The 25,256-nt window shown below is 49.6% G+C and carries 25 protein-coding genes; 9 read left to right on the plus strand and 16 right to left on the minus strand.

Annotated features, from left to right (window positions below; all coding sequences use genetic code 11):
* Window positions 1–238 precede the first annotated feature (238 nt).
* The 9 genes from GN208_RS15145 to GN208_RS15185 form a co-directional block, all read right to left on the minus strand.
* Window positions 239–1,021 (minus strand): HNH endonuclease, encoded by a 783-nt coding sequence (locus tag GN208_RS15145; protein ID WP_004234659.1) that lies wholly within the window; start codon window positions 1,019–1,021, stop codon window positions 239–241.
* Between the two features lie 130 nt (window positions 1,022–1,151).
* Entirely contained in the window at window positions 1,152–2,024 is an 873-nt protein-coding gene (locus GN208_RS15150) for a phosphorothioated DNA-binding restriction endonuclease (protein ID WP_015422293.1), read from the minus strand.
* A gap of 561 nt (window positions 2,025–2,585) precedes the next feature.
* Window positions 2,586–5,450 carry an autotransporter outer membrane beta-barrel domain-containing protein gene (locus GN208_RS15155; protein WP_004234663.1) on the minus strand — a complete coding sequence of 955 codons (2,865 nt, stop codon included), beginning with the start codon at window positions 5,448–5,450 and terminating at the stop codon, window positions 2,586–2,588.
* Window positions 5,451–5,603: 153 nt separating this feature from the next.
* Window positions 5,604–5,873: a helix-turn-helix transcriptional regulator gene (locus tag GN208_RS15160; RefSeq protein WP_004234664.1), complete on the minus strand. Its 270-nt coding sequence runs from the start codon at window positions 5,871–5,873 to the stop codon at window positions 5,604–5,606.
* A 919-nt stretch (window positions 5,874–6,792) separates the two neighbouring features.
* Window positions 6,793–7,101, minus strand: coding sequence for a DUF1471 domain-containing protein (locus GN208_RS15165; RefSeq protein WP_004234666.1), 309 nt, complete (start codon window positions 7,099–7,101; stop codon window positions 6,793–6,795).
* Between the two features lie 138 nt (window positions 7,102–7,239).
* Window positions 7,240–7,842: a glutathione S-transferase family protein gene (locus GN208_RS15170; protein ID WP_004234667.1), complete on the minus strand. Its 603-nt coding sequence runs from the start codon at window positions 7,840–7,842 to the stop codon at window positions 7,240–7,242.
* Between the two features lie 50 nt (window positions 7,843–7,892).
* Complete coding sequence (locus GN208_RS15175) at window positions 7,893–8,591, minus strand: YafY family protein (RefSeq protein WP_004234668.1); 699 nt, start codon at window positions 8,589–8,591, stop codon at window positions 7,893–7,895.
* A 6-nt stretch (window positions 8,592–8,597) separates the two neighbouring features.
* On the minus strand, window positions 8,598–9,068 hold the full coding sequence (gene vsr / locus GN208_RS15180) for a DNA mismatch endonuclease Vsr (RefSeq protein ID WP_004234669.1): 471 nt from the start codon (window positions 9,066–9,068) through the stop codon (window positions 8,598–8,600).
* A gap of 81 nt (window positions 9,069–9,149) precedes the next feature.
* Complete coding sequence (locus GN208_RS15185) at window positions 9,150–10,271, minus strand: DNA cytosine methyltransferase (RefSeq protein WP_004234671.1); 1,122 nt, start codon at window positions 10,269–10,271, stop codon at window positions 9,150–9,152.
* A 189-nt stretch (window positions 10,272–10,460) separates the two neighbouring features.
* On the opposite strand from GN208_RS15185, the gene GN208_RS15190 reads away from it, so the two are divergent.
* Together GN208_RS15190 and GN208_RS15195 are read left to right on the plus strand one after the other, a co-directional pair.
* A complete protein-coding gene (locus tag GN208_RS15190; protein ID WP_015422291.1) occupies window positions 10,461–10,802 on the plus strand; it encodes a DUF5713 family protein in 342 nt (113 codons plus the stop codon).
* Window positions 10,803–10,826: 24 nt separating this feature from the next.
* Complete coding sequence (locus tag GN208_RS15195; protein ID WP_004234678.1) at window positions 10,827–12,086, plus strand: Zn-dependent hydrolase; 1,260 nt, start codon at window positions 10,827–10,829, stop codon at window positions 12,084–12,086.
* 47 nt (window positions 12,087–12,133) lie between these two features.
* Here the strand turns inward: GN208_RS15195 and GN208_RS15200 are convergent, their stop codons facing one another.
* A complete protein-coding gene (locus tag GN208_RS15200; protein ID WP_004234679.1) occupies window positions 12,134–13,033 on the minus strand; it encodes a DMT family transporter in 900 nt (299 codons plus the stop codon).
* Between the two features lie 194 nt (window positions 13,034–13,227).
* Between GN208_RS15200 and GN208_RS15205 the strand changes: the two genes are divergently transcribed.
* The 7 genes from GN208_RS15205 (at window position 13,228) to fba (ending at window position 21,045) form a co-directional block, all read left to right on the plus strand.
* The gene (locus GN208_RS15205) at window positions 13,228–15,441 is read left to right on the plus strand and encodes a TonB-dependent siderophore receptor (RefSeq protein ID WP_243828468.1); all 2,214 of its coding nucleotides are present in this window, start codon (window positions 13,228–13,230) and stop codon (window positions 15,439–15,441) included.
* A 10-nt stretch (window positions 15,442–15,451) separates the two neighbouring features.
* Window positions 15,452–16,552, plus strand: coding sequence for an ABC transporter substrate-binding protein (locus GN208_RS15210; protein WP_015422290.1), 1,101 nt, complete (start codon window positions 15,452–15,454; stop codon window positions 16,550–16,552).
* Between the two features lie 411 nt (window positions 16,553–16,963).
* Complete coding sequence (locus GN208_RS15215; protein WP_243828469.1) at window positions 16,964–17,413, plus strand: PTS sugar transporter subunit IIA; 450 nt, start codon at window positions 16,964–16,966, stop codon at window positions 17,411–17,413.
* Window positions 17,410–17,691: a PTS sugar transporter subunit IIB gene (locus GN208_RS15220; RefSeq protein WP_004234686.1), complete on the plus strand. Its 282-nt coding sequence runs from the start codon at window positions 17,410–17,412 to the stop codon at window positions 17,689–17,691. The genes GN208_RS15215 and GN208_RS15220 overlap by 4 nt, the downstream gene beginning before the upstream one ends.
* Before the next feature lie 29 nt (window positions 17,692–17,720).
* A complete protein-coding gene (locus GN208_RS15225) occupies window positions 17,721–19,115 on the plus strand; it encodes a PTS ascorbate transporter subunit IIC (protein ID WP_004234688.1) in 1,395 nt (464 codons plus the stop codon).
* A gap of 34 nt (window positions 19,116–19,149) precedes the next feature.
* Window positions 19,150–20,115, plus strand: coding sequence for a PfkB family carbohydrate kinase (locus GN208_RS15230; RefSeq protein ID WP_004234690.1), 966 nt, complete (start codon window positions 19,150–19,152; stop codon window positions 20,113–20,115).
* A 66-nt stretch (window positions 20,116–20,181) separates the two neighbouring features.
* Window positions 20,182–21,045, plus strand: coding sequence for a class II fructose-1,6-bisphosphate aldolase (gene fba / locus GN208_RS15235; RefSeq protein WP_015422289.1), 864 nt, complete (start codon window positions 20,182–20,184; stop codon window positions 21,043–21,045).
* A gap of 28 nt (window positions 21,046–21,073) precedes the next feature.
* On the opposite strand, the gene GN208_RS15240 is transcribed toward fba, so the two are convergent.
* From GN208_RS15240 to GN208_RS15265, 6 genes are all read right to left on the minus strand, one after another.
* A complete protein-coding gene (locus tag GN208_RS15240; protein WP_004234693.1) occupies window positions 21,074–21,976 on the minus strand; it encodes a LysR family transcriptional regulator ArgP in 903 nt (300 codons plus the stop codon).
* 98 nt (window positions 21,977–22,074) lie between these two features.
* Window positions 22,075–22,938, minus strand: coding sequence for a hypothetical protein (locus GN208_RS15245; protein ID WP_004234695.1), 864 nt, complete (start codon window positions 22,936–22,938; stop codon window positions 22,075–22,077).
* A gap of 7 nt (window positions 22,939–22,945) precedes the next feature.
* The gene (locus GN208_RS15250) at window positions 22,946–23,482 is read right to left on the minus strand and encodes a fimbrial protein (RefSeq protein ID WP_004234697.1); all 537 of its coding nucleotides are present in this window, start codon (window positions 23,480–23,482) and stop codon (window positions 22,946–22,948) included.
* Window positions 23,482–23,973, minus strand: a complete 492-nt coding sequence (locus tag GN208_RS15255; protein WP_243828470.1) for a fimbrial protein — start codon at window positions 23,971–23,973, stop codon at window positions 23,482–23,484. The genes GN208_RS15250 and GN208_RS15255 overlap by 1 nt, the downstream gene beginning before the upstream one ends.
* Before the next feature lie 9 nt (window positions 23,974–23,982).
* Window positions 23,983–24,474, minus strand: coding sequence for a fimbrial protein (locus tag GN208_RS15260; protein ID WP_243828471.1), 492 nt, complete (start codon window positions 24,472–24,474; stop codon window positions 23,983–23,985).
* A 19-nt stretch (window positions 24,475–24,493) separates the two neighbouring features.
* Entirely contained in the window at window positions 24,494–25,228 is a 735-nt protein-coding gene (locus tag GN208_RS15265) for a molecular chaperone (RefSeq protein ID WP_004234702.1), read from the minus strand.
* Window positions 25,229–25,256 lie beyond the last annotated feature (28 nt).

The following is a 25,256-nucleotide window of genomic DNA, read 5'->3' on the forward strand; positions in this document are numbered from 1 at the left end:
TTTCAGCCTGTTTCAGGGCAAATGCGATCTGTTCTTCGGTATAACGTGTCTTTTTCATGTCAGATGACCTCTTTTTTTCAGGATAAGAAAGGCCGGAAACTCTACTTTACACCGGTACTGAAGAAAGGGAAGAGATCAAACCCGAACAAAGCTATTCCTTAGCAATGTTTATGAAGGTACGGGTTAGGTATCTGATAGGCGGTGAATCGCTATATCTACATCGCGTACCTTAAGTTGTTTATCTTAATAGATTTTCTCTATGCCACTCAAGGTAATCGTGTGAAAGTGAAGGAAATTTTTTAATTTTTCGACCGGCTAAAGAAAGTTGTTTTACGATAGTTTCATCAAGCTCTTTGCTGAGTAAAATGTAACCGTCATTACTGAATGAAATCCAACCTTTATCGAAAAGAGCATCGATATGTGCAGCTAGTACAATACCATTGTAAGGATCAAGACGTTCCTTGGCACTTTCACATGCAGACCAAGGCTTGATATGGCTTGCCCGAAGTAATGGAGGGAATGTATATCCTGTCACAGCACAAGCTGGGAAAAGTTTTAAACATCTCTGTCTAAAAATTCCCTGGCCAAGTCTAGCCGCAATCAGGCGTTCTTTTGTAGTCTCATCAATTGATTGATCTTTAACGATTAATTCAATATCGTATTTTTCTTGAATATCAGTTATATCAGTCAGCTTACTTAGAATCTTGTGTTCAATTTGAGCATCAGACAACAAACTCATCCTCTGCAACACTCTTTGTGATGTAGAGGGAAGATCTCGTGGTGATCCATCGTCGTTGCGCCAGCCAATGCGTATATTGCTCATCCAAGCATCGTAGTGATCACGATGATTTTTTAAACTATTATAAAACTCTGTGAATGATTTACCCGCCCCAAATCGAGGGTAAAATAGTGCAACAGCATCTTTCCATTTCTCAACTCCCAGCGCTATTGGGGGCTTTTTATACCCATATTTTGACAAATACCACGCGACTTCTAACAATTCTTCGTCGGCAAGATTCATTTTTTTGTAAGCTCAAAATTCCACATTATATAATGTTATAGTACATTCATTGTACTTTGAATAGACCCGTGTTTCGTAGATACTTTTTGGCCTCATTGGACTGGTCTACCCCAGTGATCATATTATTTCCTCACACCTTAAACACCTGCTTACGATGCCAGCCGATGTATTGTTCTGCCGGCCATAAGGATTCATCATGAGGAAGGTGCAATAACTGGCCGTTTCGCTGCCAGAACAGATTGTCGATGACTGGGCTGCGGCTGACACCGGCGGAAATGCGGATAGTCAGATCTTCATCTAATCCGAATGCGCCCATATCAAATGCATCGTGGTGAAGAGAACACAATGCCAGGCCATTGTGTACCACACACGGGCCGCCGTAGGCTTTCCAATGGATATGCGCGGCTTCAATACCCACCAGCGCACCATCCAGGCGGAGGTCATAGCCGCAGAAAGCGCAGCGGGAGTGATAGGCGCGCAGTATGATGTCTCTGAAATGCGGGTCGCGGTTTTTTGTCCGGTCAACAAAATCCAGGCCAAGTTGGTTGGCAAGGATCCGCTGAATACTTTCCGGAAAACGGTTTGTCAGAATTTGCTGGGCCAGTTTATCAATTAATTCCGGGTGTTCACGTAATTGCCGGTAAGCGGCTTCATCAAAACCGCCTGATACGTGATTATCAATCAACTCTTTCTTTGTCGGCTGCGTGTTACCCCGGCGGTGTTTACAACCTTCTGCATCAGTAATTTCCCAGAAACCGTCACTTCTGAGACGCCAGAAAGGCATATTAGGGTAATCAGTGCGTCGCTTGGGTCCAAACTCTCTCAGCAGGCGGGTCAGTGGTTCGTGGATTTCTCGGCCATAATTGAACAGGCGCGGATGCCCCGCCTTATACTGCGAAAGCACATACAGCAACAGCAATGGCTTATGGGGTGCGCATACGTCACCCTGGCGCCACACTGAAATGCTGGCGATGGCGGATTGCAGTGTTTCGGGAGATATCATAATAAGAATGAACCGGGTAACATATTTATATAACTGCGATCATGCTCGTAAAACCGGTGAATTTCAATGGAGAGTGTCACGTTAATAGGAGGAAAAGACTGATGTTTTTGTCCGGTTATACTCATACTCACACAAACATCAAACTCACCGAAAGTATAAGCGCCACATAAGCAGCCATAAAAATATAGGGTGTGATTAACAGGAGTGATAACAGAAACAATATAATACGTAAAAGCCGGTCAGATGAGATGGATGAAAGCCAGAGGATGAGCAGGGAGGCGATAAAAATCACTGTGATATCAATGTATTTATAGACAGAAAAAATAGCATCGACCAATATCGTTTCATCCCTGATGATTATTATCCCGTTGTCATCCTTAACATACTCAAAAATTGAAAATTTTCAATATATTCAGCGTGTTCACTGTTACAAAAATTATAATAATTTCAATAGAATATTGATTATATTTACCGCATTGATATCTGCTGTAAACCAGACTTTCCTGAAAACAAAAAAGACGAAGATCCCTCTTCGTCTTTTTACTTACAGCATCTCACAGATTAAAAGCTGAAACGGTATCCGCCGTTGATCTGGTACTGATCAAACCGGTTGCCGGTTGAGCTGTCAGCCTCTGCATACAGGGTATGTTTTTTGCTGATGTTGGCGCTGATGCCCAGTCCGTTGTTCCACCAGTTTCCTTTGAAGCTGTGTGCTTCGCGGGAGCCGTTCAGTTTATAGTCGGTGTTGCCCTGAAACTCTCTGACAAAACCGGTTTTCAGGTAAACGTTGATCTGGCTGTCACCGGTGGTGGTTTCATAGCCGATCAGTGTACCGGCGCGTCCGATGGTGGAATCATAGCTGCCGAGGTCGATTTTCAGGCCGTTGCTGGCGTGAATACCGGTTGAATCCTGATGGCTGTAGGTCAGTTGCGCCTGAGGTTCGATATAGAATCCATTACCGGCCCGGCTCAGGCTGAACTTCCGGCCTGCTTCCGCTGATAAACTGACACCCGTTGAGCTGCCGTCGCCGCTGACATTATTGTTCTGGCTGTCCGATACGCTGAATTTGTTTTTCAGGCGGGAGACCTTGGCAATACCGTCAACATAGAAACCGTTGTCCGCCATATAGGTGGTGTAAAGCCCCAGATGGTATGAGCGGACAGTGCCGTCCCCGCCGCGATAGTCCGGTGAGCCCTGGGTTAAGCCCGCAAAGGTACCGATATACAGCGGTGTGTCCGGTGAGATACGTTTATCAAAGCCCAGCTGTGTACCGCCGTAGGTCATGTCAAATCCGCTCATTTTGCCGCCGGCAAAGGAGTTGAATTTACCGCCGAAGCCTCTCAGCCATGCATTATTATCCCCGCCGTTCTGACGCAGATCACCCATGCGCTGCATCAGTGTCTGGGTCTCTGCGTAGTTAATCAGATAACCCACGTTCAGGAAATTACCGCCTGCATCCGCCGTGGTGGTGATCGGTGGTTTTGGTTTTTCCGGTTCCGGCTCTGGTTCCGGATCAGGATCCGGGACTACCGGCGGCGGAACGTAGGCACCTGATGAGTACAGTTCCCAGTTATTGCCGTTCTTGCGCACATCATACAGATAACCGCCTAACTCGACTTCAGACGTTGAAGTAAAGCTGGCTGCGCCGTCTGCGGTTTCCACAACGGTCAGAATTTCATTCCCGGTTGTGGCCAGGCTGCCGCGGTTTAATACAGTTAATGAATAATCACCGGCGCTGGTCCCGGTTACCACCAGTTTGTCACCGGCGTTGTTGACACCATCACCGTCACCGACAATATCAGTCCGCAGCGTGAATGCGCCGTTGCCGCTGAGGTTGGCGATACTCAGCGTTGAGTAACCGGTGTCGGACAATCTGTGCGATAAATCGACGGTGGTATTATTCAGTACCAGATTATCGAGGTTGGAATCATCCGTGACATTCCAGCGGCTGTTGTCCATGGTGACATTCAGCAGGCCGCCGTTGACGTTATCGCTGTAAGCGTTCCCGGTCCACTGTGAGCCGGAAGCCATATCCACATTGATCAGGCCGCCCCGTGACTGAATACCGCCGTTGATCAGCATTTTGCCCGTTGCATTAATCCGGCTGGCGGCATAGCCGTCATTGTGCTGGGTGGCAATGGCTATCTGATCTGCGGTTGCCATATTAATGGTCAGGTCGCCGGTCAGATCAATCTGGCTGTTGGTCATGGCATAGACACCACGGGTGCCTGCGGCTCCTGTTACCGAGATATTATCACCGGTCATGACACCGCCGCCCAGCGCCCACAGTCCCAGACCCAGGCTTCCGTTGCGGTCAATCGTAATATCGGTGTTTGCCAGGTTGATTTTAGCACCGGAAAACTGAGCAGACGCACCGTAAGAACCACCGGAGAAAATAGTATTACGGTTATCCGCCGTACCGGTAAAGTTGATGGTCGTACCTGAGCCGTTGGTGACCAGACCACCGCCCAGTTCAGAATACATATGGCTGCCGGCACCGATATTGGCGGTTCCGCCGCGAACTTCCAGCGCGTTGGCATTGCTTCCGCGGGCGATAATTGTCAGGGCATCTGCTTTGATGTCACCAAAGCTCCAGATACCGTGGGCGTTATCGCCGTTGGTCATAATTTTGCTGTCAGTACCCAGATCAACAATGGAGTTTCTCTGGATATTCATGCCGTATGCACTTGAACCCTGTGCATCGATAGTCAGATTAGTGGCAGTAAAATAGGCGGGGCCATTGGATGCGGTGCCGTTCAGGCCGTCGATACGGATACCATAGCTTCCGGTACCGTTGGTTTTAATCGTACTGCCGCTGCCCAGATTGACCTTACTGCCGTAGTCTGCGATAGACAGGCCTGTACCGCTGTTACCTTTGGTTTCAATAGAGAGACGGTCAGCGGTCAGGGTGGAGGCGTTGCTGACCACGACACCGCTTGCCATGCCGTTACCGGTTCCTTCCACTTTGACACTGCTGCCGGTTCCCAGATTGGCCTCTGCTTTTTTACCGGACAGGTCAACACCGATAGCACTTTTACCGGTTACGTTCACGGATAAGCCATTGGCGTTTAATACACTGTTATTTCCCTGAATAACCACGCCTTTGGCGTATTTGTCCGTATCTGTCACATTCACAGTCACGTTATTGCCGAGATTGATGGTTCCGGCACCGTTGTTATAGGAGTTCAGGACACCATAGCGGTTTCCGGATCCATCCCCGGTGTCACCGGTGATCCGGTCACCATCATTAACCGTAATATTTGTGCCGCTCTGGCTGCCGATATCCGCAGCCTGTGCTGTCTGTAAACAGACCGCAGTACTCAGGCTGAGAAGCCCGGCAGCCGCTAACCAGCCCCGCAGTGAGAGGGCGGTATAGCCAGAATGAGGGGATCGCTGATATCCCCTGATAAACAGATTAATATTCATAACATTCCTTTTCATAATTTTTATTTTCCAAAAAAACATAAAAATTATGTAAATAAGATATTTTTATTATCATTATTATTGATGTGAGGCAGGAAACAGGATGTATCTTCCTGATGCATAACAACAATAATTAACGGACTAATTGGCTGGTATTTACCAGTTCCCGGTGGTGTATTTGCTGAAAAAGTCATGCTTCGTATCAGAGATACGGGTAAAAAATTCAGCGGGTGTTATATTAAATACAGCAAGTATATTAATGAGTGTTGATACCGATATTTCACTCGTGGCATTTTCATAGCGGGAAATCTGTTGCTGACTGATTCCCAGTTCTGCGCCAAGATCAACGCCGCTCATTCTTTTTTCTTTACGTAACTTTCGGATCAGCGCGCCTACATCATGCAGTAATATCTGATTATTTTTCATAATAGATTCCACTCCCCGGGCCGTAACAGGATTCAGGTGTGATGTGTTTACTTATATGACAGCGGTGCTGATTAAGCAGGGAGAAATATTAATTAACGCGAAAACAAAAATCGTAATATCCTGTAATAAATTATTACAAATTCGGATGTAATAATATTAATTGCAGTTACCCGTCTGCTGCGTATAAATAATTACCATCTGGTAATGAAATATACAAGACATGTGAAAACATAAAAAATTGTTATTAACGATCGATATTTCACTTATGATAGGTAAAAACTATCATCAATTGATTATTGATCGGTTTTAGCGATCTTTTACATATTGGCTGAGTAAGTAAAAATCCTTGTATTGCGTTTATTGTTTTCTATTTTTTGTATCTTATTCAATTCGTTATATTGTACCCCGTCATTTTGACTGAAATGAAAAGAAGGGAAAATCATGGTTCGGGTTTTCCGGATCGCGCTCGTAAAAGTGTGATACTTTTCACACAAATACTTACACTTTTCTTTTCAGATTTGGCAGATCATTTGTCTGATGTTTACCGTATGACGTGTTTTTCCCGGCGTTATTGGCTTTTTATATAGCAATCAGCAACATTCCTTACTGTGGCGGAGCGGAATCCGGTTTCTTATGCTTTTCAGGGCCTGAAATCCGTATTTATCGCTGTGTTTTTTCCCCGGGGGAATATTGTTTTTACCGGCAGATTAATAACAATAAAATGCGGGTTTTATTGTGTTTTTGGAGTGGTTTAAAATGCGTGTTTTTGAAGGGGATAATGAAGTGGTAATGTGATGGCAGTAAGTATTACAATGCATCTGTTTAACAGTTTTTTATCTTTACTGCTATTTTTATTTATTTAACGGGGATGCAGCGCATCTGTCACAGTTACATCCTGAAAGGATATTTACCGGTATATTTATTTTTCTGTCAGCCAGTGGTTACGGGTATTCTCCGTTTGTGGTAACGCATTATTCTGAGTTTGGTTTTCGTCAGGTGAAATATTGCGTGTATTTTCCGGTAATGGTGTCAGTGTGGCTGTAACATAAGTAACCCAGCCGACTCTGGCGCTGGTTATCTGATATCCGCTACCGGCTTTTTCTGCCTGATGGGCTATTTTGGCTTCTGCGTCAGATAATGTATCCCCCCAGGCGGTAACCGTTTGTGCAAAACCGGAAACCGAAATAAAAAGCAGAACCGGGAATGCGATTATTTTCAGGATGCTCATTATCATTATTTCCTCTGCGGGGTGAGTTACCGTAAAGATATTAATGAGGAAACTGTACTGCGGATAAACGGTAAAAGAAAGTGCAGAAATGGCGGATGCTGTATTTTTGCATCCGCCTTATGGCAGGGAGGGTTGCTGTTATTCTCCGGAGAAGGCCGCGGCAAATGCCGGGTTTAACGTCAGGCTGTCTAAATACGCTTTCATGACCGGAGAGATGGCAATTAAGTCATGTTTGGCCAGGAACATCAGGAAATAGCCGATGTAAACATCAACAGCGGTCATGGTGTTACCGCATAAATACGGTGCCGCATCAGCCAGTCCGGTTTCCAGGCAGGCCATTACGCGGTCAAAGGAGCCGAACCCTGACATTTTCTGTTCTTCTTCTGTCAGAACCAGACCCATTTCTTTGGCGGTGAAAGCGGCTTCAACCGGACCGGCGGTGAACAGGAACCAGCGGTAATAGGTGCCGCGTTCCGGAGCATCAACCGCCAGTGCAAAGCCTTTTTCAATGAATTTATCGGCAAGATACATGCAGATGGCGGCTGTTTCAGTGATAACACGGTCGCCGTCGGTTAATGCCGGCACTTTACCCATCGGGTTGATAGCCAGATATTCCGGGGTATGCATATCCGCACCATAATCCAGTTCCACGCGCTGATACGGTACATCCAGAATTTTCAGAAATAAATCAACGGTATTCCCGCGTGACATTGCATTGGTATAAAGTGTCAGTCCGCTCATGATGCTCTCCTGTTTAGTGTGTTGAGGCACCATCATAGGTGAGGGGAGTGTCAGAATCTGTCAGGAGGGATGCAGAGGACTTTTTTACGCCAGCGGTCGAGCAGGTATTTTTTCGGGTACGGCAGTTTATCGGTTAATATTTTACAGGATTGAATTCTGTCGAGCCGGAAGTGCCGGTAGCTCTGACGTAATTCACACCAGGCGGCCAGCACCTGCACCTCTTTCATATAACCGATGGCAATCGGCCAGATAATCCGGTTGCTGGTCTGGGCCTCTTTATCCTGATAACACAGTTTGATTTTCAGCTCTTCCCGCAGACTGCGGCGCAATTCCCCGGCAATGATATTATCGACCTGTGTCAGCTGTGAGGCGGGCACAAATAATGTGCTGTCACTGAATACGGCGCGGGATTCATGTTCCACCACAGCGTTGATTTTATTTGCCGCGCGGGCAGCGGAGGCTTTCAGCTCATCATCCGCATTACTCTGTACCCAGCGTAACCCGAGAATTAAGGCTTCCAGTTCATTGACATCAAATATCATCGGCGGCAGTAGTAATCCGGATTTCATCTGATAACCGAGACCGGCTTCACCGGTAATTTCAGCACCCTGGCAGCGCAGGGTTTCAATATCCCGGTAAACGGAACGCACACTGATTTGTAATTGCGAGGCGAGGGAATCCGCCGTGACCGGATAACGGTTCTCTTTCAGGATCTGTAATAAGGTGAGTAAGCGCTGGGTGCGTGTCATAAGGTATCAGCCTGGCGTGATAGTTAATCCGGAGTCCGTAATACTGCCTGAAACAGCACTGCTTATCAGCCAGGTTTTTATTAATGTCAGCAGCATCGGGTCAGATAATTTTGTTTTCCCGGTCAGGGCACATTCCCAGATGATTAATGTGCGTAACCCCATGCGGTGCAGTTCTGCGATATATTTTTCATCGCGGATTTTATTCTCTGATAATTTTTTTTGCCAGAATGCGGTCCGTGTGGCGGGAAGCCGGAATTTGTCACAATCGTGCATGTGCCAGAAACAGCCGTGAATAAAGATAGCCGTCCGCCATTTTGCCATCCATATATCGGGTTTGCCGGGCAAATCTGCCGGATATAACCGGAAACGGAAGCCGTTATGATGCAACAGCTTTCTGACATGATGCTCCGGCCTGGTATCCCGGTTGCGGATGGCGCGCATATTCCGGGAACGGGTTTCTTTGTCATGTACATCCATCGGATTTTCAGCCGCTGATTTCAGGAATAAGCCCAGATTACCCTATTTCGCCGGGAAAATATGCGCCGTACCGCCGGAAGATTATTTGACCGGCGGTAATGCACCAGCCCGCGCTAATGCCGCTGTGAGTTGTTCAGCTATGGCTTCGACAACAGTCATACAGACAGAATTGCCGAACTGTTTATAAATCTGCCCCTGGGAAACGGCATCGGTAATATAATTTGCCGGAAATCCCTGGAGGTTCGCACATTCACGCGGGGTGAGTTTGCGCGGGTTTTTACCGTCCCGTGACTGGTCAATCAGGATCTCAGAACCGTCTTTGTAATAGCGGGCGCTCAGGGTATTGGTATATTCACTGTTTTTATTAAACAGACAATATCCGAAGCCGTTACCTCTAGCTTTATGTTCTCTTTTGCGTTTCTGATGGCCGGCCCATAATTTATCGGAGATGGTAAAACGATCTTTTTTATAGCGCGCCGCATCTTCCGCCAGTGCTTTTTTGCTCTGGAGAATATCACCGAGACAGGTGGGCTGATGAGTCGGTTCCGGCCAGGAAAATAAGGTGTCAAAGTCCGCATCCGGAAACTGGTCGCGATCAAAACCGATAATAAAAATACGTTCGCGGTTCTGCGGAATACCAAAATCGGCGGCACGCAGCACACGGAAATCAACCCAATAGTTCAGTTTTTGCGACAACGCGCTGCGGGTCTCTTCACTCAGCGGAATATTATCCGGCACAGTCTGTTCATACTGTCCGCGCAGAATATCGAGGATAGTCTGTAATGTCCGGCCGCCGTCGTGGCCACGCAGCTGTTTGACGTTCTCCAGCAGAAACGCCTTCGGCCGTTTCTCTGTCATGATGCGCTGGACTTCAAAGAACATGGTACCGCGGGTGTCGTTAAACCCCTGACGCGCACCCGCCTGTGAAAATGCCTGGCACGGAAAACCGCCGAGAAGAATATCGTGATCCGGAATATCTTTTGCCGCGATCCTGGTGATGTCGCCGTCAGGCATCTCACCGAAATTGGCAAAATAGGTGCGCTGGGCGAATTTATCCCACTCAGAGGTAAACACACAACGACCGCCCTGTTGCTGAAAGGGCAGGCGGATCCCGCCGATGCCGGCAAAAAGATCGATAAAAGTGAATCTGCAATTATCCTCGGGTGACTGCCGGAAAGGGGCGTCCTCTGGGTGTTTTTTCAAAATCATCTCCGGTTCGGGAAACAGCCGCCGGGCAGTGCGCCGGTTTTATCCCGGCACTATATCACTGCCCGGGGCTCCGGGAAACAGGAAGGCCGGAAAAACAGGTATGTCCGGCGGGCGCGGAAACTGGTATATGTTGTCTCTCTGTATTAATTTGTTCTTAGCGTAACTATTTCAGGGGGAATGAAAATGCCTGTAACCAATCCGGATGTTCTGAAGCTCCGTTTATTAGGCGATATGTATGATGACAGCTATTTCCCGGACCATCTGGTGAAGCAGGGAGAGGAGATTCTTCTGCGTCTGTGTGAGGTGCTGGAAAACAATCCGCCGGACGACCTGGCGGCGCTGTATGTGCTGACACAGCAGGCGACAGAGGAATTTAATGATTTGCAGGATGCGTTTGATGAAGCAGGCAGTGAGATTGAAACCGTTGCCCGGGATTCTATCGGCGAATCCTTTTACCTGATTGCCCGTGCATACGGCTTTGAGGATGCGGACCCGGAGGAGCTTATCGCAACGCGGGACTGGTAATTCAATAACAATAATGAGGTGATCATGAATCACAAATCCGGTGGGCTGAAGATAGACGGAAAGACCTTACTGAATCATTTGCAGGAACTGGGAAATGCCGGGGCGGATCCGGTAAAAGGCGGGCGGACGCGGACAGCGCTGACCGATGCGGAAAAGCAGGGGCGTGACCTGGTGGTCAGCTGGATGAAAGCGCTGGATCTGGTGATCCGTATTGATCAGATCGGAAACATTTTCGGCACACTGCCGTCAGTTTCCGGAAACAGCGATACCGCGCCGCTGATGATAGGGTCACATATCGATACGGTGATTAACGCCGGGGCACTGGATGGCTGCTACGGCGTGCTCAGCGGCCTGGCGGTAGTCCGGGCCTTCCGGGAAGCCGGTGTGCTGCCGTCCCGTCCGATCACGGTGGCGGCATTCACTAACGAAGAAGGTGTGCGTTTTCATCCGGATATGATGGGCTCGCTGGTGTATGCGGGCGGTTATCCGCTGGAAGATGCTCTGAATGCGGTGGCCACTGACGGTGCAGTGCTGCGTGATGAGCTGGAACGCGCCGGTTATGCGGGCAGTATGGTGCCGGGCAGCATTGTGCCGCACGAGTATCTGGAACTGCATATTGAGCAGGGACCGGTGCTGGAGGCGGAAGGATTACAGATCGGGGTGGTGGAGAGCTTACAGGGTATCTCGTGGCAGAAAATCACCATCACCGGCACGGCAAACCATGCCGGAACCACGCCGACACGGCTGCGTCATGATGCCGGATATGCGGCAGCGAAGCTGATCACCTTTCTGCGCGAAGGCATTTCTCAGAAAAACGGGGCCACATTAACCACGGTGGGGACGATTGCTTTTGAGCCGAATGCGGTTAACGTGATCCCGGGCTCGGCAACGTTCACCATTGATATGCGGGACCCGGACGAAGAGCGCCTGCAATGGGCGGAAGGGCAGATCCGCGATTATCTGGCGGTGTTATCAGAGCAGGAAGGGGTTACGGTCTCAGCCCGTCAGTTGGCGCGTTTTCAGCCGGTGGTGTTTGATAAAACCCTGGTCAGCTGTGTGGAGAATGCGGCCAGAGCCGCCGGGAGTGCATACCGTCGTATGCCGTCTGGTGCCGGACATGATGCGCAGATGATTGCGCGGATAGCGCCGGCAGCGATGATTTTTGTGCCGAGTAAGAACGGAATCAGCCATAACCCGGCTGAATATACCGAAGATGCTGATCTGATACGCGGCGCACAGGTACTGCTGGATACGGTGATACTGAGACTGGCAGAGCCGGTGTAAGTTATCCCGGCAAAACGGCGGCATCCGGGCGGATGCCGCCCGGTGAATTATTTTACCGCTGCGGGCTGTTTGCCCCGGCTGACCAGCAGCCAGACTGCCACACAGACAATCAGCGCACCGAGGAAGAAATTCGGGCTGAGTGTCTCATCAAGCACAAGATAACCCCACAAAATACCGAACGGCGGGATCAGAAAGGTCACTGTCAGTGAGCGCATCGGGCCGATATCCGCAATCAGGCGGAAATAGAGAATATACGCCACTGCCGTACAGAGCAGCCCCACCGCAATCACACTGCCCCAGACCATCGGCTGTGCCCAGTTAACCGCCGGGCCGGTCGTGACACTGAAACCGAAAAACGGCAGCAGGAACAGCGTGGCACCGAGCTGGCTGCCGAACGCAACCAGACGGGCATCCAGACCGCCTTTTTCACTGATCCAGCGCCGCGTCAGGAATCCCGCCAGCCCGTAACAGGCGGTGGCAAGCAGACAGGCGGCCACGCCCCATAATAAATGGGCGGAAGACTGACTTTCCCCGACCGTGGTGATCACCACAATCCCGGCCAGTCCCATCATCACCCCCAGCCATTTGCGGGCGGTCAGGGTTTCGGCAAAGAAAGCAAAGCCGATCAGCGCCCCCATCAGCGGCGTGGTGGCGTTGAGAATGGCGGAGTAACCGGCCGGCAGCCACTGCGCGGCCAGACAGTACATAAAAAAGGGAATGCCGGAGTTAATCACGCCCAGTAATAATGCCGGTTTTAATTTTCCGTCAAACCGGAAGGTGCGGCGCATGATAAGGAGGATCACCAGAAGTCCGGCACAGCCGAAAAAGACACGCAGAAAGGCCGTGTTAACCGCGCCGAACTGCGGGGAGGCCACCCGCATAAAAAGAAAGCTGGCACCCCAGATGGCCGCCAGCAGGGTAAGCCGCAGATAGTCCGCAGGTCGCATGGGATTCCTTATCTGAAAATCAGTGAGTTAAGAGGGAAGTATCCGGTTCCGATTATACCACAGTGAATAGTCACCCCCTGAAAATCAAATATAAAAAGCAAGCGGGGAATATTTCTTCTTGTGATAATCATTCTCAGTCAATATTATCAGCAGCCTGATAATGAACTTTTTTGATCTCCACAGGAAAGATACCAATGCGCATCCGCTCTCTCTGTCTTCTGACACCCTGCCTGACCCTGTTAATCACACCGGATGTCCTGGCGGCAACTTCTGCCGATTCCGGCGAACCGATTGTGGTCTCTGCTTCGCGCAGCTACCGGACAGTTTCTGAAATGGCCCAGACCACCTGGGTCATTGATAATGCGGATATCGCGCAGCAGGCGGAAGGCGGAAAAGAGCTGAAAGATATCCTGGCGCAGCTGATCCCGGGGATGAGTGTCAGCGGCCAGGGGCGGACAAACTACGGCATGAATATGCGCGGGCGCTCTATGATTGTGATGGTGGACGGTGTGCGCCTGAATTCATCACGCAGTGACAGCCGTCAGCTGGATTCGATTGATCCGTTCAATATCAATCATATTGAAGTTATTTCCGGTGCGACCTCCCTGTACGGTGGCGGCAGCAGCGGTGGTCTGATTAATATCGTGACCAAAAAAGGTCAGGAAGAAAAACAGGTTGAGGTTCAGATCGGCGGCAAAAGCGGGTTCCGCAACGGTTCGGATCATGATGAAAACGTGGCTGCCGCAGTCAGCGGTGGTAATGATCAGGCTTACGGGCGCTTATCTGTGGCTTATCAGCGTTACGGCGGCTGGTATGACGGCAAAGGCCGCGAAATCCTGATCGATAACACCCAGACCGGGCTTCAGTATTCTGACCGCCTGGATGTGATGGGCTTCGGAACTCTGACGATTGATGACCACCAGTCACTGGAACTGATGGCGCAGTATTACAACAGTGAATCTGACGGCAAACACGGGATCGATCTGGGCAAAGATTTTGCGGCGGTACTGGGAAAAGGCACTGCGCATAACAGCGACAAACTGGATTCTGACCGGATCCCGGGCACCAAACGCCATATGGTGAACCTGCAGTACAGCAACAGTGACCTGCTGGGACAGGATCTGGTGGCGCAGGCGTATTACCGTGACGAAACCCAGACCTTCTATCCGTTCCCGGCGCTGGGCGGTAAAAAGCCGGATTATGTGGTCAGCAGCATCAGTGCATCAGAGCAGAAAACTGATTTCTACGGTGGTAAAGTCACCTTTAACAGTAAACCACTGGATAACCTGACACTGACGTACGGCGCGGATGCCGAGCATGAAAAATTCAGTGCCAACCAGAAGTTCTTTAATCTGCAGAAAGCGAAGGAAAGCAACGGACTGACACTGGATTCCGCCTACAATACCGGGCGTTATCCGGGCTATACCACCACCACGATGGCGGCGTTTCTGCAAAGCAGTTATGACATCAACCCGCTGGTGACCCTGAGCGGCGGTATGCGTTATCAGTACACGAAAAACAAAGTGGATGATTTTGTCGGTTATCAGCAGCAACAGCTGATTGCGGAAGGTAAAGCCACTTCAGCGGATGCGGTACCGGGCGGGGAAACGGATTACAACAACCTGTTATTTAATGCCGGGGTGCTGCTCAACCTGAGCGATACACAACAGACTTGGTTTAATTTCTCCCAGGGCTTTGAAATCCCGGATATCGCCAAATTCTACGGTACCGGCACTTACGGTTCGCCGGTCAGTGGTCATTATCCGCTGCTCAACAGTGTGAACATCAATGATACGCGGGTCAAAGGTATCAAAGTCAACTCCTTCGAACTGGGCTGGCGTTACACCGGGGACAGCCTGCAAACCCAGCTGGCGGCGTACTATTCACTGTCTGACAGCAGCTACGACATCAATAAGAAAGATATGACTATCTTCCTGAAAGATGACAAACGCCGGATCTACGGTGTGGAAGGGGCGGCGGATTACGCGATCGCAGATACTGACTGGCGTGTCGGGACTAATTTCAACCTGATCAAATCCGAGACCAAAGCGGGCGATCAGTGGGAAAAATGGAGCGTGAAGTTTGCCAGTCCGTCAAAAGTCACCGCGTATGTGGCCTGGGAGCCGTCAGACTGGACACTGCGTCTGCAAAGCCAGCAATCCTTCAGCCTGACCGATGCGGACGGGGAGAAACTGGACGGATATAACACCGTCGATTTCCTCGGCAGCTATCAGTTACCGGTCGGTAAAGTCAGCTTTGCGGTCGAAAATCTGCTGGATAAAGATTACACCACCGTGTGGGGACAGCGCGCACCTATCCTGTACAGCCCGGCGTACGGCGCACCGGACTTATACAGCTATAAAGGTCGCGGCCGCACATTTGCACTGAATTACCTGGTGACATTCTGAGACCCGTTTTATGCGTATATTCATAGTAATGATGACGCTGCTGCTGAGCATGGGAGCCCGTGCTCAGACGCAAATTGTCACCGATTTACAGGGACGGTCCGTAGCGGTGAATACGCCGGTCAAGCGGCTGTTTCTTGCGGATGCCCGTGACATTCTGGCGGTGGATATTGCGGCGGGGAAAACCCATTTTTCCTCTCTCAGCGGATGGAGTGATACCCTGGCGCATTATGCGCCGGATCTGGAAGCAGCATATCTGGAGGCCGCGCCGGAACTGGCGCGGTTACCGGTTCTGCCGAAAAGCAAAGACGGTACTTTTACAACGGAAAACCTGTTGGCACTGTCGCCGGATGCGGTACTGATGCACAAATCCTCCTACGGGCTGATGAAAAGTACGAACCTGCTGCCGCAACTGGAAGCGGCGGGTATTCCGGTGATTTTTATCGATTTCCGCAGTGACATGACAGAAAACACCCCGAAAAGTATTCAGCTTATCGGCACACTGTTTGAAACCGAAGGGCGCGCCGCGGAGTTCTCGGAATACTACCGGCTTAAACTGGCCGCACTGCGTCAGCGTCTGCCGGAGCAAAAACCGTCCGTGCTGATTGAAAGCAATGCCGGGTTATTCGGCAATGACTGCTGCCGTTTATACGGACGTACCGGATTCGGCGAACTGGCGGAGATTGCGGGTGGTGATAACCTGGTGCGCGACACGATGCCGGCAAACGGCGCGGAAAGCAGCATTGAAAATATTCTGCATCTCAACCCGCAGTTCTATGTGCTGACCGGTGCGGACTGGAAACAGTATAACCGCCGTTCAGAGGCGGTCACGCTCGGGTACGGCGCACCGGCAGAACCGGCGCAAAAAGTGATGAATGCGCTGATGAACCGCCAGGGATTAGCCTCACTGGAGGCGGTGAAATCACAGCACGTGATGGCGGTTTACCATAATTTCTACAACAGCCCGCTGAATATTTTTGCCGCCGAAGCACTGGCTGCATTTTTCCATCCGCAGGCATTCAGTGACCTGAATCCGCAGGCGGAAATGGTGTCATTCCATCAGCGGTTTACGGCGATCAGCGGTGCCGGGACGTTCTGGGTGACGATGCAGTAATTATCCGTTTATCAGCAAAAACAGCACAAAAGCCCGGCACAGAAAACAGTGTTGCCGGGCTTCTTTTTTTATCACCGGTTAAAAATAAATCAATTTTGCCCCTCAATTTGATCCGCCCCGCAAAGTGACGACTCAACACCCTCAAAAATGTGATGAACATCTTATTTTCACCAGTGAAAATATGACTCAGGCCACATATTCAGCCCGGAAAATAAAAACAGCGAAATTATCAGTAAAAAGTAATTATATGAATTAACTGGATTATTTTTTGCTTTACACGATAAAGCGTTATTTCAGGCAAACGAGATCGGCTTCACATTCTTAAAACCGGAATGTGATCTTCGTCGCTATTTATTTAGGCGTAAATAAGCCATCTTTAAAATAAGAAAAAATCACATCAGGAGTTCGGTTTTGGATATTCATTTTGAGAGCGGGCTGTTATCCCTGAATCAGAATTTTGCATCTCCGGAAGAGGGCATCCGCTATGCCGGTGAGTTGCTGCAAAAATCAGGCGCATGTACCCCTGATTATATTGAGGAAATGATCCGCGTATATCATGAGTTCGGCCCGGTGATTGTGCTGGATACCGGGGTGGCGATGCCCCATGCGAGACCGGAAAAAGGGGCATTAAAAACCGCGTTCTCCGTGGTGGTGACCGGCATACCGCTGGTATTTCATCATGAGGAGTTTGATCCGGTCAATGTCATTATTGCTATCAGCGCGACAGATTCAGATACCCATATTCATCTGATTCAGACCGTGGCTGATCTGATTGAAAATAATATTACTGAGTTTGTAAAAGAGAATAACAAAGAACAGATTTTACAGTTTATCCGGACGTCGATAGAGAGGACAGCATGATTAAAATAAGAACAGTGTGCGGCAATGGTATCGGCAGCTCATTAATGGCCGCCAATAACGTGAAGAAAATTTGTGAGGAGATGGGCATAAAAGCCGATGTGGCTTCAGTGGATTTTGCGAATGCCGTGGGTGAGAAAGCGGATCTGTATGTCACGATTAAAGAGCTGGCATCACAATTTCCGCCGCAGTGTGAAGTTGCCGTGATCCGCAGTTATGTGCATAAAGCCAAAATTGCGGAAGATATTAAAGACGCTTTACTGAAACTGAGTCAATCCTGATAGTTCATTCTTTTTACAGGAATTAAATTATGGCTTATATTCTCTCATTCCTGACTGAGATATTCAGTCAGCCTGCCTTTCTTATGGGGATTATCTCCCTGGTGGGGTTACTGGCATTACGGTCACCGGTCAATAAATTATTAACCGGGACATTAAAACCGATCCTCGGTTATTTAATGCTGAGTGCAGGTGCCGGTGTTATCGTGGCAAACCTGAATCCGCTTGGTGGTATTATTGAAGCCGGTTTTAATATCCGGGGGGTTATTCCGAATAACGAAGCGATTGTTTCTGTTGCCCAGAAATTACTGGGTGTGGAGACAATGAGTATTTTATTACTCGGCTTTATTTTCAACCTGGCGATTGCCCGTTTCACCAAATATAAATATATCTTTTTAACCGGCCACCACTCTTTCTTTTTAGCCTGTTTATTCTCGGCAGTATTACAGGCCGCGAATTTCAAAGGCTGGGAAATGGTTATTATCGGCGGTTTCCTGCTGGGTGCCTGGTCAGCTATTTCACCGGCAATCGGACAGCGTTATACCAAGCGCGTTACTGAAGACGGCGGTATTGCCATGGGGCACTTTGGTTCCCTCGGTTATTACCTGTCTGCCTGGATTGCGGCGAAAGTCGGTAAAGCAGAAAACTCATTTGCGGATACTGAGATCTCCGAAAAATGGGGCTTCCTGCGCGATACCACAGTAACAACCGGTATTGTGATGGTCGTGATTTATCTGGTGTGCAGCATCGTTGCCGGTTCCGCTTATATCAGCACCATCACTGAGCAGAATATGGTGATCTTCTCCATCCTGACCGGTCTGCAGTTCGCGGTGGGTGTGGCGATTGTCTACAGCGGTGTGCGTTTAATCCTGGGTGACCTGGTACCTGCGTTCCAGGGTATCAGCCAGAAACTGATCCCGAACTCGATTCCGGCGGTTGACTGTGCTGTCTTCTTTACCTTCAGCCCGACTGCGGTGGTAATCGGTTTTATCAGCTCCTTTATCGGCGGCCTTGTCGGCATGCTGATGCTGGGTGGTCTGGGTATGGCGCTGATTATCCCGGGCATGGTGCCGCACTTCTTCTGCGGCGGTACATCCGGTGTATTTGCGGACAAACTGGGCGGCAAAAAGGGCTGTATTATCGCCTCCTTTATCGGCGGTATTTTCCTCGCATTCTTACCGGCCATGCTGTTACCGGCGCTGGGCAACCTGGGCTTTGAAAACAGTACCTTTGCAGACTTTGACTTCGCGGTGTGGGGCATTGTTATCGGTGAAGCCTTTACCCACTTCGGTCAGATTGCGATTTACCTGATTTGTTTTGTTCTGGTTCTGGCATTACTGGCGCCGTTTGCCTTTAAATCAGTCAAAGTGGTGGGGGATACCCTGAGCTATGACGAATTAATGGAAAAAGACCGCGCACATAAGTAAATATGATACTGACGAAAGGTTTTAAGGAGTTGTTATGGCAGTAATTTCTGTCGGTTTATCCTGCTTCGACCAGTTCTTCTTTCTTAACCGCTGGCCGGAGGAGAATACCAAAAATTTCTCCGGTGATTTTATTGAAAGCGGCGGCGGACCCTGTGCCAATGCGGCATGGTTACTGGGATTGTGGGGAGAGGATATTTATTTTACCGGACACCTCAACCACGATATCTACGGTCAGAAAATTATTGATGAGTTTCATGATGTGGGTGTGAATACCGATTACGTTATTTTTAACGATGAAATGATCACACCGCTGGCATCTGTATTAGTTAATCAGTTAAATGGTTCCCGGACAATTATTACGCGCAAGCTGGTCTCTCCGCCGCGTATGACATTTGAAGAGAAACTGAAAATTGATGAGCTGATTACCCGCCTGACACAGGAGGATAAAGGGGAAGTCATCACGGTATTAATTGATGGTCATGAACCGGAGCTGAGTGAATATATTCTGACCCGTCTGCCTGATGCCCGCGTCGTGATGGACGCGGGGTCACTGCGGGAAAGCAATTTAAATCTGGCGAAATATACCGATTATCTGGTCGCCAGTGAAAACTTTGCCCGTGATCTGATTGAGATTGATAAATTCACCACCGATATTCAGTTAAAAACGGCATTAACGGAACTGAATAAACTGGCCCGGGGTGAGGCATTTATTACGCTGGGTGAGAAAGGCTGTGCGTATCTGCAAAACGGAATGCTGACAATATCACCGGCATTTATCTGTAATGCGATTGATACAACAGGAGCCGGTGATATATTCCACGGCGCATTTACGTACGGAGTTCATTATAACTGGCATATTGAGAATATTATTTTATTTGCCAGTCTGTCAGCAGCCATCTCAATTGAGAAAAAAGGGGTGCGCGAATCAATGCCGGATTTGGCGGATGTCCATAATGCGGTGAATAAATACGAAAGAAATCTGAAACACTATTTTGATTAAATTCTGATTTTGATTAATTCTGGTTTTTGATTAAATTACAGTTATACGCCAACAAGGGGAAATCCGATGTTAGTTTCGATGGAGAATATGCTCAATCGTGCATTTGCACGCCAGTACGCCGTCGGCCAGTTTAATATTAATAACCTGGAGTGGACCGGAACGGTATTAAAAGTTGCACAGCAACTGCGTTCCCCGGTTATTTTAGGTGTCTCCGGCGGAACCATAAAACATATGCTCGGGCTGAAATGTATTCACGATATTGTGGTGAATGCGATGGAGTTTCTGGAAATAGATGTGCCGGTGGCACTGCATCTGGATCACGGCCAGTCTTATGAAGCCTGTGAAGCGGCAATTAAAGCCGGTTTCAGTTCTGTGATGTTCGACGGTTCACAGATGCCGTTTGCCGAAAACCTGGCAATCACCAAACGCCTGGTGACTTACGCGCACCGCCGTGGTGTGTCTGTGGAAGCCGAGCTGGGCACCATCGCGGGCAGCGAGGACGGTATTGTGAATTCTCACGTCATTTATGCGGACCCGGCAGAGTGTCAGAAGCTGGTGGAAGAAACCGGGGTGGATTGCCTGGCGGCGGCGCTCGGCTCGACTCACGGGCTGTATAAAGGCAAGGCGAAGCTCGGTTTTGCGGAAATGCAGCATATCGCGCAGCTGGTGAAAGTACCGCTGGTACTGCACGGCGGAACCGGTATTTCAGACGAGGACATGAAGAAAGCCATTTCACTCGGTACGGCGAAGATCAACGTTAATACGGAAAATATGTATGCGTGGTGCCTGTCCGTGAAAGAGCAGTTTGAACAGCAGGGCGCGCATGATATCAACGATCCGCGCAAAGTGATTATGAAAGGATTGCAGCCGGTCGCGGAGCGGGTGGAAGAACGGATGCGTCTGTTCGGCTCAGCCGGGCAGTCTCTGTAACCCCGTCAGATCCTGTGGTGGCCGCCGCTCAGGCGGTCACCGGGGATTGGGTCAGATAATCTTTGGCATTATTAATAATCGCCTCTGAAATCCGCTGTAATGTGCCGGATTCCGGCTGGTAACGATGCCAGTAAAGCTGTTTTTGCTGCACCAGTTCCGGTACCAGATTGATCATCCGTCCGGATTCAAGCTCATGTTTAATCTGATGTTCCGCAATCATACAGCAGGCGGAGTTTTGCAGTACCAGCTGAATATAGGCCTCTGATGACGGCACTATATGGCTGTTCAGGCTTCCCGGCGTTAAACGGAAATACTCCTGTAAAAAGATATGGTGCATATCTGACGAATGGTTAAATGACACCACCGGCGCCCGCAGCAGGGTCTCTTTGGTCACTCCTTTGCTGAAATATTTTTCCGCAAAGGCCGGGCTCGAGACAAAAATATAATCCATCGCCCCCAGATAATCACAGGTTCCGCCGACAGCAGGCAGCGGCTGCATACTGATTGCCCCGACCGCTTCCCCTTTGAGCAGATAGTCGAGTGTCCGGCTCTCATCATCCACCTTAATATCCAGACGAATGGCGCGGTCATCCAGGATCGGCTTGATAGCGGATAAAAACCAGGTCGCGAGGGAGTCGGCGTTAATGGAGATAGGGATGGTGACCACATGGTTGCCGCTTTCATTATCAAAGGCATCATGCTCAATTAAATCAACATGATAAAGCAGACCCAGCAGCTTTTGCCCGAGTTCGGTCGGTTTCGGCGGCACGGTGCGTGTCAGCAGCAGGGAACCGACCTGATTTTCCAGCTGTTTTACCCGCTGGGAAACTGCCGATTGTGTAATAAAGAGTTTCGCTGAGGCTTTCTCGAATCCCTGTTCTTTGATAATAAGATCGAGCAATCTCAGTGATTTATAATCGACATTCTTCATGGAAGCCCTGCGGTGGTGGTGAAAAGTACGGCTATTCTACACGAAAAGGGCGGCAGGAGGAAAAGCGCCGGTACGGGAATACCGGCGTGTAAAGACGATCAGTCAATGGTCATAACAATGGATATATTACCGATAAAAGGCCCGGCTTCCACCGGCCCGGTGGTTTCCAGTGTGCTTTTCAGCAGTGCGTTTGCTTCATAATCCCCGCGTACATAAACCGGTACACCACCGCCGGATGAGTTCAGCGGATAGCCGTTCAGTGTCAGTCTGCTGTAGAGATTGTTTTTTAGTCTCAGCCGGGATTCCGTATCACTCACGGAGTAGATCCGGACAGTGGCATCTTTGCTGCATTTCATTCTCAGATACTGACTGGCCTGATTGCCGTTAATTTCATTATCCGGTATCCGGCCATGATCGAGAATGGCGCTCGGATAGTCAGCCGTAAAACTGCAAATTCCGCCCGGCGGGGGAGCTACGCCACAGACAGAATCCGGATACATATAACCGTTACCACCGGTCGGGCTGCTGGTTAAAAAGAGGGTCACACATTCGTTACGGATAGCGTCACCTTTGTGATTGGTCTGCCCCTCAAACGGCAGTCCGCCGAAACAGTTATTATAAATATAGTTATAAACAGCTGTGGCATCCGGCAGTGTCATCAGGTTCATATTCCGGCAGCGCCCCTCAAATTCGCTGTTATTACGGGAGGATACCCCACCCCGGTCTGCGTTTGTGTGGCGGTGATTAATATTGGCGTAGCATTTTTTTGTCAGACCGACTTTCACACAAGGATGCACGCTGCCCGCCGGCAGCGGAGTCCAGGCAGTAATCCGGTAGTAATAATCGATATCTGCCGGTTTACCTTCAGAGCGGGTAATATAGCTGTACAGTGTTGCCTGTGCAGGCAGCACAAATAAAAGGAGAGTGGTCAGCACAGTGAGATAACGGAGGATCTTGGTCATACCGACCTCAGAAATAGTCGATAGTCAGAAACGCGGTGGAATTAAACGCGCCGTACTTAATGGTTTTACCGGTTTTTGCTTTCGGATCAACCTGCAAAAAAGCGGTAAAACGGATGTTGTTCTCACCGTTTCCGGCAATGGTAATGGTGTTGGAAAACTGATTCAGCGGGATCAGCGGAATATTATCTATCCGCACGCCGATGGCAAACCCGCCTGCGTCACTGGACGGATCCAGCGCCAGATAGGACGGCATATCCGGGGTCCCGGTGAATTTAATCTTAAACCGGTTCATATCCGTGATATCGCAGTCAGACAGGATCAGGGAGAATGATTTGCGGACCTCAACCCCCTCATACAAATCCGGCAGTGAAACATCACTGAAATCCACCACCAGATCTTTATTTTCCGGTAACAGCGTGCAGGGGTCATTGTACAGCTCGCCGATCACTCGCAGGTTATCGGCGGCGTGCCCCGCCGGAATAAAGACGGCAGAGAATGTCAGTGCGGCGCTGAATAACAGACTGAAAGCAGCAGGGCGGTTCATCAGAAATACTCCATCGTTACAGTGCCGGTGCCGCTGAAGGAGCCGGGCGTGACGTCCCCGTTAGGGTTTTTGGTCAGCACAATGGTTAATGTCAGATGGCGGTTGCTCACCAGCTGCGCTTTGCCCAAATCCAGTTTCACCCCGGCGAGTTCAATATTAAAGCCCACGTTATTCTGGTTGGTTTTCACCAGTTTGTTATTGAACTGTGCCCGCGGCCCGTCAACGGTGAGGAAATATTTGAAATTCTCTGAGTCCTGCTCACAGACAAAGGGGATATCCACATCTTTGCGGATATCTGACTTTTCCAGCATTTTTATCTGGATGCGCTGAAAATCGACCAGGATTTCCTCGTTGTTATTCACTTTACAGGGCGGCGGCGGCTGAAGACTTCCGGTGATCCGGATATTGGCGGAACTGTGTGCTACTCCTGTACCGGCATACACCGGCAGAGCAAGACAGGACAGCATCAGAGCTGTGATTAAATGTCGCATCACAATTCCTTATTCATAATCGATATGGATGGTGGCCGTGGCATTGAATTCACCGGCAGGCAGTTTTACCGCCGGTTTTTTTGCCAGAATCACCATGATTTCGGGTTGTACCGGATACTGAATGGTCATCTTTTCATTCAGCGGCATCAGTTTGTTATCCGCCAGGAATTTCACCGCAAGGTCACTGACGCTGGTGGAAAGATAACGCGAATCGACGGAGGAAGGGGTGCCGGTAATATACAGCTTCATGGCACGGGCGCGGTTATCCTGACACTCGATCCGGTAATCCAGTTTTTCACGGTAATTATCATTGTCTATCCGGGTGGTGGTGACATCTTTGAAATCAATCAGGATATTATTGCCCTGATTAATTTTGCAGGGCGCGATAAATATCTCCCCACGGACATACACATCGATATAGGTGTAAGAACCGCCGGAGACCATCAGCGGCAGGCACAACAGTGCCGCGCAGCCGGCACGGAAAAGCATGGTCAGTGTCATCGGCGGTTCCTCCTGTTAATTATTTACTGTCTGACTGCACGGTACAGCTGCTGCCGGCACAGCTGAATTTCAGTGGTTTGGTATCACCGTAGTCATTGACGTAATAAACAACCGGCGCATTACCCAGCGCCGGAGCACTGAAGGACGCGGAGGCTTTTGGTGATACCATCACCGGCTCAAATTTCACTTCTTTTCCGCCGGTGGCATCCAGACGAGTGACTGAAAGATGGTACGGCGTGGTGTTTTCAATGGTGTACTGCCCGCCATTCTGTGACAGACGGATGCCATCCGCACCGGCGATTTTTTCCATCCGCTCCTGAACCTGAATCGCTTTCGGGCGGTAGAACAGTTTGATCTTGGTTTGCAGGGCAATTTGCAGCACGTTGCTTTTCTCAACGGCCGGCGGAATTTCACGGACGTTCAGATAAAAGACCGATTCGCGGTCAGCCGGTAATGAGGCGGCTTCCGGAGAGAGCTGCACTTTAATCTGGCTTTTGCGGTCAGGCTCAATCCGCTGCACCGGCGGAGTGACAAATACCGGTGATGTGATTTTCTGTCCGGTGCTGTTCTCAATCCAGGACTGCGCCAGATACGGTTTGCTGAGGTGCTCATTGGTGACCGTCAGCGGCACAGCTTTATCACCTTCGTTATAAATAACACGGGTTCTGTCGAGTGCGATGGCGGCTCCCGCGGTTACCGGAATGGCGGCCAGGGTGGTCAGTGCGGCGCAGAATAAGGTGGTCACTTTTCTCATGTTAAGGTTCCTTACGGATTCATCTGTT

It is taken from the genome of Morganella sp. HSTU-ASny43, from assembly GCF_022819185.1.
GTDB lineage: Bacteria > Pseudomonadota > Gammaproteobacteria > Enterobacterales > Enterobacteriaceae > Morganella > Morganella morganii.